Genomic DNA, 14429 nt, shown 5'->3' with positions numbered 1-14429 from the left:
CGCCCCATTGTGCTGCTCAGTCGGAGCGCGCGCCTGCCTCGAGCTCGGCCAGGGGGATGGCGAGGACCGCGGCGATCGTGCGGACGACGCCGTTCGCGCGGTTCGACGGCGCGAGGTACCGGGCGCGCTCGACGACCGTCGGGTGGGCGTCGGCCATCGCGAACGAGTACTCGGCGGCGTCGAGCAGCTCGAGGTCGTTGAGGTAGTCACCGAACGCCATCGTCTGGGCGCGCGTGACGCCGAGCGCGGCCTGGACCCGCCGCAGCGCCGCGCCCTTGTCGGTCGTCGCGTTCATGACGTCGACCCAGTGCGCGCCCGACACCACGACCTGGTGCGTCGCGCGGAACGGTGCGAGCGCGGGGGCGGTCGTCGCCTCGGCCGACCCGAAGTCGAACACGGCGACCTTGAGGATCTCGTCGTCCACGAGGAGCAGGTCGTCGACGCGCTCGAGCAGGGCGTAGTACGTATCGCACTCCGCGATGAACGGGGCGTCGAGCCGCTCGATGTACGCCGAGCGCTTGCCGCACACCACCACGCCGACGTCGGCGCCCGACGCCGCGAGCGCACGCACGGTCTCCACGACGCGCCCGACGACGTCGTCGGCCAGGACATCCGAGCTGAGCTCGCGCCCGCCGCGCGCCACGAACGCGCCGTTCTCCGCGATGAACACCACGTCGTCGCCGACGCCCTCGAACCGGGCTGCGAGGTTCGCGTACTGGCGACCGCTCGCCGGGCAGAACGCGATGCCCCGGCGGTCGAGCTCGTCCAGGAGCGGCCACAGGGTCGGGTCGATGCGGCCCTGGGTGTCGAGCAGCGTGCCGTCCATGTCGACCGCGATGAGCCGGATGTCGGGGGCCGGGTCGAGGTCAGGGAGGTCCGGCACGGCGGGGGAGAGGGGGGATGTCACGGGTCCATTCTCCCCAGCTCGCCTGGCCACCTACGCCGCGGCCCCCAGGAGCCAGTCGAGCGCCTCGCGGGCCGACCAGTCGCCGGGGTGCTCGGCGGCGAGGCGGCGGGCGCCGTCCAGGTCGGCCCCCAGCGTGACGAGCGGGTCCTCGGTGTAGCCGTCGGAGCGGGTCTGGCCGAGCCCGACATTGGCGGTCAGGGAGTTGCACAGGCACTGGCGGCCGTCGGTGTCCTCGTCGACGCCGCCCTTGCGCACGTACACGTGCACAGGCTCGGCCTTGCACCGGTAGCCGATCGCGCCCGTGTCCCGCAGGTACGGCGTGCGCAGGTAGCCCAGGTCGCACAGCCGGGGGCGGTCGGCGCTGATCTCGGGGTCGGACAGCGTGCCGGGCAGCTGGGCGACCTTGAACGGGAAGCCGGTCGGCGAGGCGAACGGGTCGGTGCGGATGTCGAGCGTGCCGGCACGCAGCCGGTCGACGAGGTCGCGGCGCAGGTTCGGCAGGAGGCCCGAGTCGGTGCTCAGGGCGAACAGCGTGCCGACCTGGACCCCCGCGGCGCCCGCGGCCTGCGCTGCCGCCACGGCCTCGGGGGTGCCGAAGGCCCCGCCGAGCCAGAACGGCAGGCCGACCGCGGCGATCTTCGCGACGTCGGCGTCGTCGCGAGGTCCGAACACCGGCTCGCCGAGCTTGTCGAGGACGAGCTGGCCGCGCGGCGGGGCGTTGTGGCCGCCGGCCCGCGGGCCCTCGACGACGAACCCGTCGGGCCGGATGTGCTCGTCGCGGGCGAGGTAGGCCGCGAGCGCGTGCGCCGAGATGATCGCGAGGAACTTGGGGCGGGTCAGGGGCGGCAGGTCCGCACCGAGCAGCGCGTGCGGGTCGAGGTCGGCGGTGTGGGCGCCGGGCGTGGCACCCGTGACCTCGACGAGGAGCTGCACGGGCCGGTGGGCGGCCAGCTCGTCGAGCAGGTGCGGGATGTCGCGCGGGATCCCGGCGCCCATGAGGACGTAGTCGACGCCGGCCAGCATGGCGCCGTAGGCCGCGGTCGGGGTGGCCATCTGGACCTTCTCGAGGAAGTTGATCCCGACCAGCCCGTCGTGGCCCTCCTTGGCGAGCCACACCTCGACGAAGTTGCCGAGGATCCCGAGCTCCTGCGCGAGCTTCGTCTGCCGCAGCGCGAGCCGGGGCAGGGGCGCGTACGGCGTGCCGGACGGGCGGCCGCCGGGCCGGAAGTACCGGGTGACGATGCGCTCGGCGACCTCGGGCACGGGGAAGGCGGCGAGCGCGCGCCGGACGGAACCGTCGCTGTCGCCGTCCTGCAGGCGGCGGGCCAGGACGAGGTCCAGGGCCGTACCTGCGACGACGCCGAGCTGGCCGGCCCGGGCGATCACGGACGCGAGTCGCCAGGACGACACGGCGACGCCCATGCCGCCCTGGATGACGAGCGGGAGCGCTCGATCGCCGGACCCGGCGGGCTGTTGCACTGCGGATGCAGCTGTCATGAGGGGACCTCTCGATAGCTACGGTCGCGTAGGTTACGTAACCGTAGGTTCGAGAACCGCCCTCGCGCGCGGGACGAACGTCCTAAGTGCCGAGTCGGTCAGAAGCCCATCGCGTGCGCGCCACCGTCGACGTGCACGATCTCGCCGCTCGTCGCCGGGAACCAGTCGGACAGCAGGGCGGCCACCGCGCGGGCCGTCGGCTCCGCGTCCGTGACGTCCCAGCCCAGCGGCGACCGGTCGGACCAGCCGCTCTCGATCGACTCGAAGCCGGGAATCGACTTGGCGGCCGTCGTCTTGATCGGGCCGGCCGACACGAGGTTGACCCGGATGCCCTTCGGCCCCAGGTCGCGGGCGAGGTAGCGCGAGGTCGACTCGAACGCTGCCTTCGCGACGCCCATCCAGTCGTAGACGGGCCAGGCGTAGCGCGCGTCGAACGTCAGCCCGACGATCGAGCCGCCGGTGCCGAGCAGCGGGAGCGCCGCGACGGAGAGCGACTTGAGCGAGTACGCGGAGATCTGCAGCGCGGTCGCCACGTCGGGCCACTCGGCCGTGAGGAACTTGTCACCGAGAACCGACTGCGGCGCGAACCCGATCGAGTGCACGACGCCGTCGAGGTGGTCCGTGTGCTCACGGACGCGGTCGGCCAGCGCGGCCAGGTCCTCGTCGTCCGTCACGTCGAGCTGGACGACCGGCGCCTCGAGGGGGAGGCGCCGGGCGATCGCCTCGGTCAGGCGGAACTGGCGACCGAACGACGTCAGGACGACGTCGGCGCCCTGCTCCTGCGCGAGCCGCGCCACGTGGAAGGCGATCGAGCCCTCGGTCAGCACGCCGGTGACGAGGATCTTCTTGCCGTCGAGCAAGCCCATGAGATGTTGTCCATTCGCGTCGGTTCGAGCACTCCCGGGGACCATCCTGACAGGCCTCGCCGCCGCCGCCCGGCCGCAGTCCACGGCTCGGGCCTCCGTCGGGTCCGGCCGGGACCCCGCTGGAGCCCGGCCGGACCGTCTGAGCTCGTCTACTGGAGCAGTCGACCGCCGTCCGCGACGAACACCGAACCGGTCGCGTAGGAGTTGAGGTCGCTCCCGAGGAAGAGCGCCACGCGCGCCATGTCGTCGGCGTCACCCCACCGGCCGACGGGGAGCGTCACGTGGGCGACCAGCTCGGTGGTGTCCGCCCCGCCGGTCACGCCCGGGGTCAGGATGCCGCCCGGGGCGAGTCCGTTGATGAGGATGCCGTGCTTCGCGTACTCGAGCGCGGCGACCTTCATGTAGCCGTAGGCCGCGTGCTTCGAGGCGTCGTAGGCACCCAGGCCCGGCGCCGACGGGTGGAGCGCGTCGATCGAGAGGGTCACGACGATCTTGCCCTGCCTGCCCGTCTCGATCATGTGGGCGGCCACCGGTCGCAGGTAGTTGTGCACCCCCACCACGTTGATGTCGAAGACCTTGCGCAGCATCGCGGCGTCCATCTCGGCGACCGAGGTCACCGTTGAGGTCGGCGGCGATGGCGGCGGCCTCGGCGTCCTTGACGTCCGCGATGACGACGTTTGCGCCGGCCTCGTGAAAGCGCCGCGCGATGCTCTCGCCGATTCCCTGCGAGGCCCCCGTGATGATGGCGGTCCTGCCTGCCAGCGAGATCAGATCCTGCACAGACTTCATGACACTCTCCTTCGCGTTGCCGCGACCCAGGTCGAAACGCGGAGTCGAATTCACTCTAGGAGCCCCGCGCGGAGGGTCAGCGGCGTAGTTCCGGCGTCTCCCGTGGCTAAGGTGAGATCGTGAATTCTTCACCCGCCGCCGGGTCTCGGCCGCACCGCGGACGCGTCGAGATGCCCGTGCGGTGGTCCGACGTCGACCTGTTCGGCCACGTCAACAACGCCGCCTACCTGCGCTATCTCGACGACGCGCGGTTCACGCTCTTCCCGTCCATGGGCGTCGACGAGAACGGGGCACTGACGGCGTCGATGCTCGTCGTCGTCAAGCACGAGATCGACTACCTCGCGCCGCTGACGTTCCGGGCCGCCCCGTTCGCGGTCGAGGTGTGGGTGCCGCGCATGGGGCGCTCGTCCGTCGACTTCGGGTACGAGATCCTCGACGCCGCCGACCAGGGAACCGTCTACCTGCGGGCCCGCTCGCGCATGGTGCAGCTCGACCAGAAGACGCACCTGTCGCGGCCGTTCACGCCCGATGAGCGGGCCGCGTTCGAGACCTACCTCGAGGACGCCCCGGACCTGCGCGCGTGGTGACCCGACGGTCCGGGCGCGACGGCACGCCGGACCTGCCGGAGATCCAGCTCCGAAGCCACCCCTGACGGCGGGGTGCGGGTGCAGAGTTGTGGCATGCCCGCACGTCAGCGCCTTCCACGCGCCACTCCTGAGGATCAAGGGGTGTCCTCGCGGGCTCTCCTCGCGCTCGTCGACGACCTCGAGAGGTCGACGCCGGAGGTGCACAGCCTCATGGTCGTGCGTCACGGCGTCGTCCTCGCCGAGGGGTGGTGGGCCCCCTACGCCGCGGACCGCGGTCACCAGCTGTTCTCGCTGAGCAAGAGCTTCACGTCGGCGGCCGTCGGGCTCGCGCTGGCGGGCGGGCTGTTCACGATCGACGACCTCGTGCTCGACCACTTCCCCGACGAGGCCCCGGCGCAGCCCGGTGAGCACCTGTCCCGGATGCGGGTCCGCGACCTGCTGACGATGACAGCGGGCCACGACACCGACCCGTCGGACGCGGTGTTCGCCGCACCGGACTGGGTGCGGGCCTTCCTGGCGCAGCCGGTCGAGCACGCGCCGGGCACGCACTTCACCTACAACACCGCGGCGACGTACATGCTCTCGGCGCTGGTGCAGAAGGCCACGGGCGAGCGCCTGCTGGACTACCTGCAGCCGCGGCTGCTCGGGCCCTTGGGCATCACAGGCGCCACCTGGGAATGCAGCCCGCAGGGCATCGACACCGGCGGGTTCGGGCTGACGATCACGACCGAGGACATCGCGTGCTTCGGGCAGCTGCTGCTCGACGACGGCGTGTGGCGCGGGGAGCGGCTGCTGCCGGCGGGGTGGGTCGCCGAGGCCACCGCGCGGCAGGTGTCCAACGGTGCGGAGCCGGCGAACGACTGGGCGCAGGGGTACGGCTACCAGTTCTGGCGCTGCAGGCACGACGCGTACCGCGCCGACGGGGCGTTCGGACAGTTCTGCGTGGTGCTGCCCGACCAGCAGGTCGTCGTGGCGATCACCGCCGCCGTCGCGGACATGGGCGCCGTCCTGAGAGCCCTGTGGACGCACCTGCTGCCCGCCGTCGCCGACCGGCCCGAGGCGCCGGACCCGGTGGCGCTCGACGCGCTCACCACCCGGCTCGCCGGCCTGCGCCTCGACCCGCCGGCGGGGGAGCCGACGTCGGTCGCCGCGTCGGGACTGTCGGGGCGCGAGATCGTCTTCGAGCCCAACGCGCTGGGGATCGCGTCGGCCGTGCTCGTGCCGGGAACCGACCACGACACCGTGACCGTCGTCGGCGCCGACGACGGGCCGCAGACGATCGAGGCCGGGCACGGCGTGTGGCGGGCGGGACGGGTGCGCGCGCAGGCGCGAGCGCTGTCCGAGCGGTCCGTGCTCGCGAGCGCGGTGTGGACGGCCGCGGACACCTACGTCCTGACCGTGCGGGAGTCCGACGGCCCGCTGGTCCTGACGGCCACAGCCACCGTGACGGACGACGGGATCACGGTGGCACCGTCGTTCCACGTGTCGTTCGGGCTGACGACGCTCCCGACGCTCACGGGCCGGCCCGCCGCGCCCTAGGTGCCTTCCGGCCGGTTGCGGCGCGCGACGGCATCGATCGTGACGGCGATGACCAGGACGAGCGCGGTGACGATGTACTTCGCTGCCGCGCTGAAGCCGAGCAGCCCCATGCCGTTGTCGATCGCGGCGATGACGACGCCGCCGAGCACCCCGTGCAGCGCCTTGCCGCGACCGCCGAACAGGCTCGTGCCGCCGATGACCGCCGCCGCGACCGAGTACAGGACGAGGGTGCCGCCGTCGAGCGCGGTCGAGATCGAGCGCAGCCGCGACGCGTAGACCACCCCACCGATGCCGGCCGTCAGCGAGCAGAGCATGAACGCCAGGGTCCGGATGCGGGGCAGCGAGATCCCCGCGCGCCGGGCCGCCTCGGCGTTCCCGCCGATCGCGTACACGTACAGCCCGAACCGCCGCCGGCCCAGCACGTACGTCCACAGCGCGAGCACGCTGAAGACGAGCAGGACGACCCAGGGCATGCCGAACACCGGGACGAGGATGCCGCGGTCGGCGTTGACGAGAAGGACGAGCGCGACGCCGCCGACGAGCGCGGCCAGGATCTTCGCGAGCGTGAGCGGTCGCGGCGGGGCGACGAGCCCCGATTCGCGGCGACGGACGTCGTGGCGCCAGGTCAGCACCGCGAAGCCCCCGACGATCACGAGCGTCACGACCCAGCCCGCGGCCCGCGTCAGGGTGCCGCTGCCGATGTCGTTGATGATGTTGTCCTGGATGAGGATCGAGCCGCCGCTGCCGAGGACCCAGAGCATGACGCCCTGCCAGAACAGCAGCCCCGCGAGGGTCACGACGAACGACGGCAGCCCGATGCGCGTGATGAGGGTGCCGTGCAGCAGCCCGATGAGGGCGCTCGCGACAAGGGCGGCAGCGATCGCCGCCCACCACGGCCAGCCGATCGTCGGGTTGGCCAGCTCGCACATGACCACGGCGCTGACACCGGCCACGAACCCGATCGACAGGTCGATCTCGCCGAGGAGCAGGGCGAACACCTCGCCCATGGCGAGCAGGCTGAAGACTGCGGCCTGCACGAGGAGGTTGACGAGATTGCCGGCGGTGAGGAAGTGACCGTTGAGCGACTGGAAGAGCACGGAGACGAGGAGGAGGCCGGCCACCACCGGCAGGACCCCCGTCTCGCCGCCCCGCAGTCGCACGAGCCACAGGCTGAGGTACGAGCGGACGGACTCCGGGGCCGCGGGCGCGGCGACCGCGGGTTCGGGCTCGGTCGGGCGTTCCGCCTGCGGTGCCGGGGCGCCCTCGATCCTGGACATCGTCTAGGCCCCGCCTTCTCGTGGCTGGGCGACCCGCGACGACTTCCCCGTCGTCATGAGGTCGACCACGATCTGCCGGTCGAGCTCGCCGATCGGGCGCACCGTGGCCATCCGGCCGAGCTGGAGCACCGCGATCCGGTCGGCGACCTCGAACACGTCGTTGAGGTTGTGCGAGATCAGGAGGACGGCGTGGCCACGGTCGGCCAGCCGCCGCACGAGCGCCAGCACCATCGCGGTCTGGGCGACCCCGAGGGCGGCAGTGGGCTCGTCCATGATGACGAGCTTGGAGTTCCAGAGGACCGCCTTGGCGATCGCGACCGACTGCCGCTGGCCGCCGGAGAGCGACGCGACGGCCTGACGGACCGACCGAACGGTCGTGACGGCGAGGCTCGTCAACGTCTCGCGGGCCGCGTTCTCCATCGACTCCTGGTCGAGCTGCCCGCGGCGGACGCGCTCGCGCCCGAGGAACATGTTCTGGACGATGTCGAGGTTGTCGCACAGCGCGAGGTCCTGGTAGACGGTCTCGATGCCGAGCGCCGCCGCGTCGGCCGGCGTGCGCACCTGCATCGGTTGCCCCGCCCACCACATCTGGCCGCTGTCCGGCGGGTGGATGCCGGAGATGCACTTGATGAGAACCGACTTGCCGGCGCCGTTGTCGCCCGCGAGCGCGGTCACCTGGCCGGCAGGGATGTCGAGGTCGACCGCGGTCAGTGCCTGGACCGGGCCGAAGTGCTTGCTGATGCCGCGCAGCCGGAGGAGCGGAGGTTCGTCCTCGGCGGGGCGGCCGCCGTGCGCAGTGGCCGACGTCGTCGTCGCGGTGTCCGTCTGCCCTCCCGGTGCTCGATCGGGCGGGGTCCGGCGGGCCGCACGCGGCGACCCGCCAGGTCCCGGTCCTGCCTACTTGATGCCGGCTGCCGTGCAGGCGTCGGCGACTGTGCCCGCGCACAGGTCGGCGACGGTGACCGCACCGTCCTTGACGACCGTGGCGGCCATGTTCTCCGAGGTGACCCAGATCGGGGTCGTGTAGACGGACTGGATGTCCTTGCCGATCACGGAGTCCGCGGTCGTCGAGTTCACCAGCGTCGTCGGCGGCGTCTGACCGGCCCGCAGGTACAGGGCCAGCGCGGCGGCGGCCTGTGCCTCGAGGTAGATCGGCTTGTAGACCGTGCCGCACTGGTAGCCCTTGAGGATGTTCTGCAGGCCGGGGAGCGACGCGTCCTGGCCGGTGGTCGGGAACGTCTTGGGCTGGATGTTGTTCTTCTGCAGCACCGAGATGACGGCGTTGGCGTTGTCGTCGTTCGGCGTGACGACCGCGTTGATGTCCGGGTGAGCGGTGAACTGCTGCTCGAACGTCGTGGCGGCCACCGACGGGGTCCACGTACCGGCGGGCTCGCCGACCTTGACGGCGGGACCCGACTTGAACAGCGGGTCGAGGACGGCGTTGTAGCCCTGGGCGAACAGGGTCGCGTTGTTGTCGGTCGGGTCGCCGTCCATGATCAGGATGTGCGGTGTCGCGACCTTCCACGCGGCCAGGCAGGCCACCTCACCCTGCCCGATGAGCGTGCCGACCTGGACGTTGTCGAAGCTGACGTAGTAGCGGTCGGCGGGCCCGCCCTTGACGAGGCGGTCGTAGTCGATGACCTTGATGCCCGCGGCCTCGGCCTTCGCCTCGATCGCGGCACCGCTGCCGGGGTCGAGCGGGTCGACCAGCAGGACCGACGCGCCGGCGTTGATGTCGGCCTCGGCCTGAGTCTGCATCGTCGACGCGCTGCCGTTGGCGTTGTCGATCTTGAACATGTCCGAGCTGAGCCCGGCGGCCTCGAAGGCCTTCTTGAGGTACGGCGCGTCGTACTGGACGTACCGGGTCGAGGTCGTGGTGTCAGGCAGCAGGACGCCGACCATTCCCTTGCCCTGCGAGGCCAGTCCTGTGAGCTGCTTCATCAGCGCGAAGTCGGCGGTGAAGTCCGCTGCATTGATCTGCGGGACCTCGGCCGTGGTCGGTGCCACCGACCCCGACCCGGATGCCGACGCCGACGGCGTGGTCGTTGTCCCGGAGTTCGAGGAGCACGCCACGAGCGCGAGCCCCAGTGAGAGGACCGCGCCCGTGAGCGTGACGGTCCTACGGACGGTTCCCATCGAATGTCCTTCCTGTGGCGAATTGTCCCGATGGTCCATTTTTCATCCTTGACCCGCCCGCACCGTGTGTCAAAGGGTGCGGAACCCCGCCGTGCGCCCGGGGTCGGCGGCGGTCGGCGGGCGGGGTCGTCACGCCTGCGGCGAACACGGGCAGTCCTGGGCGGGTCCCGCCGTTAGCATCGAACAACGCCCATCTGTCCCGCCGGAACCGCCGGGACGAGCGCAGCTCGTGAGGAGTGCACATGTTCGAACGTTTCACGGACCGAGCCCGTCGCGTGGTCGTCCTCGCCCAAGAAGAGGCGCGGATGCTCAACCACAACTACATCGGGACCGAGCACATCCTCCTGGGCCTGATCCACGAGGGCGAAGGGGTGGCCGCCAAGGCGCTCGAGTCGCTGGGCATCTCGCTCGACGCCGTGCGCGCGCAGGTGCAGGAGATCATCGGCGAGGGCCAGCAGGCGCCGTCGGGTCACATCCCCTTCACGCCGCGCGCCAAGAAGGTCCTCGAGCTGAGCCTGCGCGAGGCGCTGCAGCTCGGCCACAACTACATCGGGACCGAGCACATCCTGCTCGGGCTCATCCGCGAGGGCGAGGGCGTCGCCGCCCAGGTCCTCAACAAGCTCGGCGCCGACCTCAACCGCGTGCGCCAGCAGGTCATCCAGCTCCTGTCGGGCTACCAGGGCAAGGAGCCCGTCGCCGCGGGCGGCCCGGCCGAGGGCCAGCCGGCCGGCTCTGCGGTGCTCGACCAGTTCGGCCGCAACCTGACCCAGGCGGCGCGGGAGGGCAAGCTCGACCCCGTCATCGGACGCGCTAAAGAGATCGAGCGCGTCATGCAGGTCCTGTCGAGACGGACCAAGAACAACCCGGTCCTCATCGGTGAGCCGGGCGTCGGCAAGACGGCCATCGTCGAGGGCCTGGCCCAGGACATCGTGCGCGGCGACGTGCCCGAGACGCTCAAGGACAAGCAGCTCTACACGCTCGACCTCGGCGCGCTCGTGGCCGGCAGCCGGTACCGCGGTGACTTCGAGGAGCGACTGAAGAAGGTCCTCAAGGAGATCCGCACGCGTGGCGACATCATCCTGTTCATCGACGAGATCCACACGCTCGTCGGTGCGGGTGCCGCCGAGGGTGCGATCGACGCCGCGAGCATCCTCAAGCCGATGCTCGCGCGCGGCGAGCTCCAGACCATCGGCGCGACGACCCTCGAGGAGTACCGCAAGTACGTCGAGAAGGACGCGGCCCTCGAGCGGCGCTTCCAGCCGATCCAGGTCGCCGAGCCCACGGTCAAGGAGACCATCGACATCCTCAAGGGGCTGCGCGACCGCTACGAGGCGCACCACCGCGTGTCCATCACCGACAGCGCGCTGGTCGCCGCGGCCACGCTCGCCGACCGGTACGTCAACGACCGGTTCCTCCCCGACAAGGCGATCGACCTGGTCGACGAGGCGGGCGCGCGCCTGCGCATCCGCCGCATGACGGCCCCGCCGGAGCTGCGTGAGCTCGACGAGCAGATCGCCACGACGCGCCGCGACAAGGAGTCCGCGATCGACGAGCAGGACTTCGAGAAGGCTGCGCGCCTGCGCGACGCCGAGAAGCAGCTCGGGCTCAAGCGCGTCGAGAAGGAGAAGGCCTGGAAGTCGGGCGACCTCGACGCGGTCGCCGAGGTCGACGAGGAGCTCATCGCCGAGGTGCTGGCGCTCGCGACCGGCATCCCGGTGTTCAAGCTGACCGAGGCCGAGTCGAGCCGTCTGCTCCACATGGAGGACGAGCTGCACAAGCGGGTCGTCGGCCAGGAGGCGGCCATCAAGGCGCTCTCCCAGGCGATCCGTCGCACGCGCGCCGGGCTCAAGGACCCGAAGCGCCCCGGTGGCTCGTTCATCTTCGCGGGGCCCACGGGCGTCGGGAAGACCGAGCTCGCCCGGTCGCTCGCCGAGTTCCTGTTCGGGGACGAGGACGCGCTCATCCAGCTGGACATGTCGGAGTTCTCCGAGAAGCACACGGTCTCGCGGCTGTTCGGCTCACCTCCCGGCTACGTCGGGTACGACGAGGGCGGTCAGCTCACGGAGAAGGTGCGGCGCAAGCCGTTCTCGGTCGTCCTGTTCGACGAGGTCGAGAAGGCGCACGCCGACATCTTCAACTCGCTGCTCCAGATCCTCGAGGACGGCCGCCTGACCGACTCGCAGGGTCGGGTCGTCGACTTCAAGAACACCGTCATCATCATGACGACCAACCTCGGCACGCGGGACATCGCCAAGGGCCTCATGACCGGCTTCCAGGCCGGCGGGGACCTGTCGACGTCCTACGAGCGGATGAAGTCGAAGGTCAACGACGAGCTCAAGCAGCACTTCCGGCCCGAGTTCCTCAACCGTGTCGACGACGTCATCGTGTTCCCGCAGCTGTCCCAGAGCGAGATCTTCTCGATCGTCGACCTGATGATCGCCAAGCTCGGCCTGCGGCTCGCGGACAAGGACATGTCGATCGAGGTCACCGAGGCGGCCAAGAAGCTGCTGTCCGAGAAGGGGTACGACCCGGTCCTCGGGGCCCGGCCCCTGCGTCGCGCGATCCAGCGCGACATCGAGGACCAGCTCTCGGAGAAGATCCTGTTCGGCGAGATCCACGCCGGTCAGAAGATCATCGTCGACGCGACCGGCGAGGGGATCCTCGGCGAGTTCACGTTCAAGGGCGTCCCGAAGGGGACGGCCAAGGACGACGCCGCCAAGGTGCCCGTCGCCGCCTCCGTGACGACGTCCACGTCGGGCACCGACCTGCCGGCGGCACCGCCGTCGGCCGGCGGGTACGACGCGGGCACCGGGACGCTGCCGAAGCACCTCTGACGCGCGACACCGTCTGACGCGCGACACCGCTTGACGCACGACACCACGACCCGGGTCCCCAGCATGGGGGCCCGGGTCGCGGTGCGTCTGGAGGCGGTTCGCGCGCGGGCGGTCGGGCTCAGTCCACCGGCAACCGGCACGTCCGGGTCGCGGTGCCGTTCAGGACGTGCGCGCGCTCCTCGTCGGTGAGCTGGGTGAGCGTGGCGCGCGTCCCCGTCCACGCGTCGCCGTACGAGTCGGCGGCGAGCGGTGCGGACGGCCAGTTGCTGCCGATCATGAGCCGCTCGACGCCGAACCCCTCGAACGCGCGCTCGACGGCAGCCCTCAGGCCCGCGTGGCCGCCCCGTGGATGGCCGTCCACGACTCCGGGGCGAGCGTGAGGACGGTGCGCCCGGCGACCTCGGGACGGCCCGCGCCGCCCTCGATGAGCTGCGCCGCGGTCAGCTCGCGGACGCATGACGCCGCCACTCCGGCCGCGTGCTCGGGACCCTCGACGGCCGGCTCGTGGTCGGCGACGACCTGCACGCCTCCGGTGAGCGTCACCGCGACGCCCGGGTGGTCGATCTCGACGTCGACCGGCTCGGCTGACCGGTTGACGAGGAACAGGGCGAGCGCGCCGGCGTCTCCGCCCGGCGTGCCGTCGTCGACCTCGGCCGTGTCCCACGTCGCCGCGGCCGTCACGAGCGGGACCTCGCCGTGCCGCGCGGTCGTCGTCGTGGGCGACGTGACGCGCACGTCCAGGGCGGTGCCGCGCGCGAGGCGGGCGGTCGTGGCGAACGGGTAGAACGTGGGCTGGCGCCAGGCCGGCCCGCCCGGCTCGGTCATGATCGGCGCGATCACGTTGACGAGCTGCGCGAGGCAGGCGACGGGCACGCGGTCGGCGTGGTTGAGGAGGGTCACGAGCAGGTCGCCGACGACGACGGCGTCGAGGCCCGAGTAGACGTCCTCGATGATGCGCGGGGCGTCACGCTGCAGCGGCAGGTTCTGCTCGCCGACGAACCGGGTCTCGAGGTACCAGACGTTCCACTCGTCGAACGAGATGGTGACCGTCTTGTCCGAGCGGCGCTGCGCGGCGACGGCGTCCACCGAGGCGACGACCCGGCGGATGAACGTGTCCATCGCGGTGCCCGAGCCGAGGAAGCTCGCGCGGTCGCCACCGAGCTCCTCGTAGTACGCGTGCATCGAGATGTGGTCGACGACGTCGAACGTGTGCGACAGGACGATGCGCTCCCACTCGCCGAACGTGTCCATCTGCATCGACGACGAACCGCACGCGACGAGCGCGATGCTCGGGTCGACGAGCTTCATGGCCTTGCCGGCCTCGGCCGCGAGCTTGCCGTACTCGTGGGCGTCCTTGTGGCCGATCTGCCAGGGGCCGTCCATCTCGTTGCCGAGGCACCACAGGTGCACGCCGTACGGCTCGGTGCGTCCGTTCGCGATGCGCAGGTCGGCCCAGCGGCTGCCCGCCTCGCCGTTGCAGTACTCGACGAGCGCGGCCGCGGCGGCGACCCCGCGGGTGCCGAGGTTGACGGCCATCATCGGCTCGATGCCCTCGCGCTCGGCCCACTGCAGGAACTCGTCGGTGCCGACGGTGTTGGGCTCGATGGTGCGCCAGGCCAGGTCGATGAACGGCTTGCGGTCCCGGGCGGGTCCGACGCCGTCCTCCCACACGTAGTTCGAGACGAAGTTGCCGCCGGGGTAGCGCACCATGCTCACGCCGAGCTCACGCGTCAGGGAGGCGACGTCGCCCCGGAACCCCTCCGCGTCGGCGGTCGGGTGGCCGGGCTCGTAGATGCCGGTGTAGACCGCGCGGCCGAGGTGCTCGACGAACGACCCGAAGACGCGACGGTCGACGTCGCCGATCCGGAAGTCGGGGTGCAGGGTGATCCGGGCCTGCGCGTTCTCGGACATCGGAGCTCCTGGTCGGTCGGTCGGCCGCCGTCGGCCGAGTTTGCACAACGTTGTAAAGACTAGGGCAATCCCAGGCCGATGTGCGC

General features: G+C 71.3%; 12 protein-coding genes. 3 read left to right on the top strand and 9 right to left on the bottom strand.

What is annotated here, in order from left to right:
• Window positions 1-16 precede the first annotated feature (16 nt).
• The 4 genes from DDP54_RS05470 to DDP54_RS05455 all read right to left on the bottom strand — a co-directional run bounded on the left by DDP54_RS05470 (window position 17) and on the right by DDP54_RS05455 (window position 3887).
• Window positions 17-907, bottom strand: coding sequence for a Cof-type HAD-IIB family hydrolase (locus DDP54_RS05470; protein ID WP_277949583.1), 891 nt, complete (start codon window positions 905-907; stop codon window positions 17-19).
• 30 nt (window positions 908-937) lie between these two features.
• Window positions 938-2404 carry a nitronate monooxygenase gene (locus DDP54_RS05465; RefSeq protein ID WP_242448238.1) on the bottom strand — a complete coding sequence of 489 codons (1467 nt, stop codon included), beginning with the start codon at window positions 2402-2404 and terminating at the stop codon, window positions 938-940.
• A 98-nt stretch (window positions 2405-2502) separates the two neighbouring features.
• Complete coding sequence (gene fabI, locus DDP54_RS05460) at window positions 2503-3270, bottom strand: enoyl-ACP reductase FabI (protein ID WP_109130885.1); 768 nt, start codon at window positions 3268-3270, stop codon at window positions 2503-2505.
• A 149-nt stretch (window positions 3271-3419) separates the two neighbouring features.
• Window positions 3420-3887, bottom strand: coding sequence for an SDR family oxidoreductase (locus tag DDP54_RS05455; RefSeq protein ID WP_197711321.1), 468 nt, complete (start codon window positions 3885-3887; stop codon window positions 3420-3422).
• Window positions 3888-4178: 291 nt separating this feature from the next.
• Between DDP54_RS05455 and DDP54_RS05450 the strand changes: the two genes are divergently transcribed.
• A complete protein-coding gene (locus DDP54_RS05450; protein ID WP_242448237.1) occupies window positions 4179-4646 on the top strand; it encodes a thioesterase family protein in 468 nt (155 codons plus the stop codon).
• A 141-nt stretch (window positions 4647-4787) separates the two neighbouring features.
• Window positions 4788-6185: a serine hydrolase gene (locus DDP54_RS05445; RefSeq protein WP_242448236.1), complete on the top strand. Its 1398-nt coding sequence runs from the start codon at window positions 4788-4790 to the stop codon at window positions 6183-6185.
• On the opposite strand, the gene DDP54_RS05440 is transcribed toward DDP54_RS05445, so the two are convergent.
• The 3 genes from DDP54_RS05440 to DDP54_RS05430 all read right to left on the bottom strand — a co-directional run bounded on the left by DDP54_RS05440 (window position 6182) and on the right by DDP54_RS05430 (window position 9598).
• A complete protein-coding gene (locus DDP54_RS05440; RefSeq protein WP_109130882.1) occupies window positions 6182-7462 on the bottom strand; it encodes an ABC transporter permease in 1281 nt (426 codons plus the stop codon). The two genes, DDP54_RS05445 and DDP54_RS05440, sit on opposite strands and share 4 nt — an antisense overlap.
• 3 nt (window positions 7463-7465) lie before the next feature.
• Window positions 7466-8173 carry an ATP-binding cassette domain-containing protein gene (locus DDP54_RS05435; protein WP_277949600.1) on the bottom strand — a complete coding sequence of 236 codons (708 nt, stop codon included), beginning with the start codon at window positions 8171-8173 and terminating at the stop codon, window positions 7466-7468.
• Between the two features lie 186 nt (window positions 8174-8359).
• A complete protein-coding gene (locus tag DDP54_RS05430) occupies window positions 8360-9598 on the bottom strand; it encodes a substrate-binding domain-containing protein (RefSeq protein WP_158274456.1) in 1239 nt (412 codons plus the stop codon).
• Window positions 9599-9840: 242 nt separating this feature from the next.
• On the opposite strand from DDP54_RS05430, the gene DDP54_RS05425 reads away from it, so the two are divergent.
• Window positions 9841-12432, top strand: a complete 2592-nt coding sequence (locus DDP54_RS05425; protein WP_109130879.1) for an ATP-dependent Clp protease ATP-binding subunit — start codon at window positions 9841-9843, stop codon at window positions 12430-12432.
• 118 nt (window positions 12433-12550) lie between these two features.
• On the opposite strand, the gene DDP54_RS05420 is transcribed toward DDP54_RS05425, so the two are convergent.
• On the bottom strand, window positions 12551-12793 hold the full coding sequence (locus tag DDP54_RS05420) for an amidohydrolase family protein (RefSeq protein WP_109130878.1): 243 nt from the start codon (window positions 12791-12793) through the stop codon (window positions 12551-12553).
• Window positions 12757-14343, bottom strand: coding sequence for an alpha-L-arabinofuranosidase C-terminal domain-containing protein (locus tag DDP54_RS05415; RefSeq protein WP_109130877.1), 1587 nt, complete (start codon window positions 14341-14343; stop codon window positions 12757-12759). Before DDP54_RS05415 ends, DDP54_RS05420 begins: the two co-directional genes overlap by 37 nt.
• Window positions 14344-14429: the final 86 nt, after the last annotated feature.

It is taken from the genome of Cellulomonas sp. WB94, from assembly GCF_003115775.1.
Classification (GTDB): domain Bacteria; phylum Actinomycetota; class Actinomycetes; order Actinomycetales; family Cellulomonadaceae; genus Cellulomonas_A.
This window is presented reverse-complemented; position numbering and strand designations above follow the sequence as displayed.

Coding starts and splice junctions, on each gene's coding strand:
- fabI (WP_109130885.1), bottom strand. CDS start 3,270: ATGGGCTTGCTCGACGGCAAGAAGATCCTCGTCACCGGCGTGCTGACC.
- DDP54_RS05430 (WP_158274456.1), bottom strand. CDS start 9,598: ATGGGAACCGTCCGTAGGACCGTCACGCTCACGGGCGCGGTCCTCTCA.
- DDP54_RS05440 (WP_109130882.1), bottom strand. CDS start 7,462: ATGTCCAGGATCGAGGGCGCCCCGGCACCGCAGGCGGAACGCCCGACC.
- DDP54_RS05425 (WP_109130879.1), top strand. CDS start 9,841: ATGTTCGAACGTTTCACGGACCGAGCCCGTCGCGTGGTCGTCCTCGCC.
- DDP54_RS05415 (WP_109130877.1), bottom strand. CDS start 14,343: ATGTCCGAGAACGCGCAGGCCCGGATCACCCTGCACCCCGACTTCCGG.
- DDP54_RS05465 (WP_242448238.1), bottom strand. CDS start 2,404: ATGACAGCTGCATCCGCAGTGCAACAGCCCGCCGGGTCCGGCGATCGA.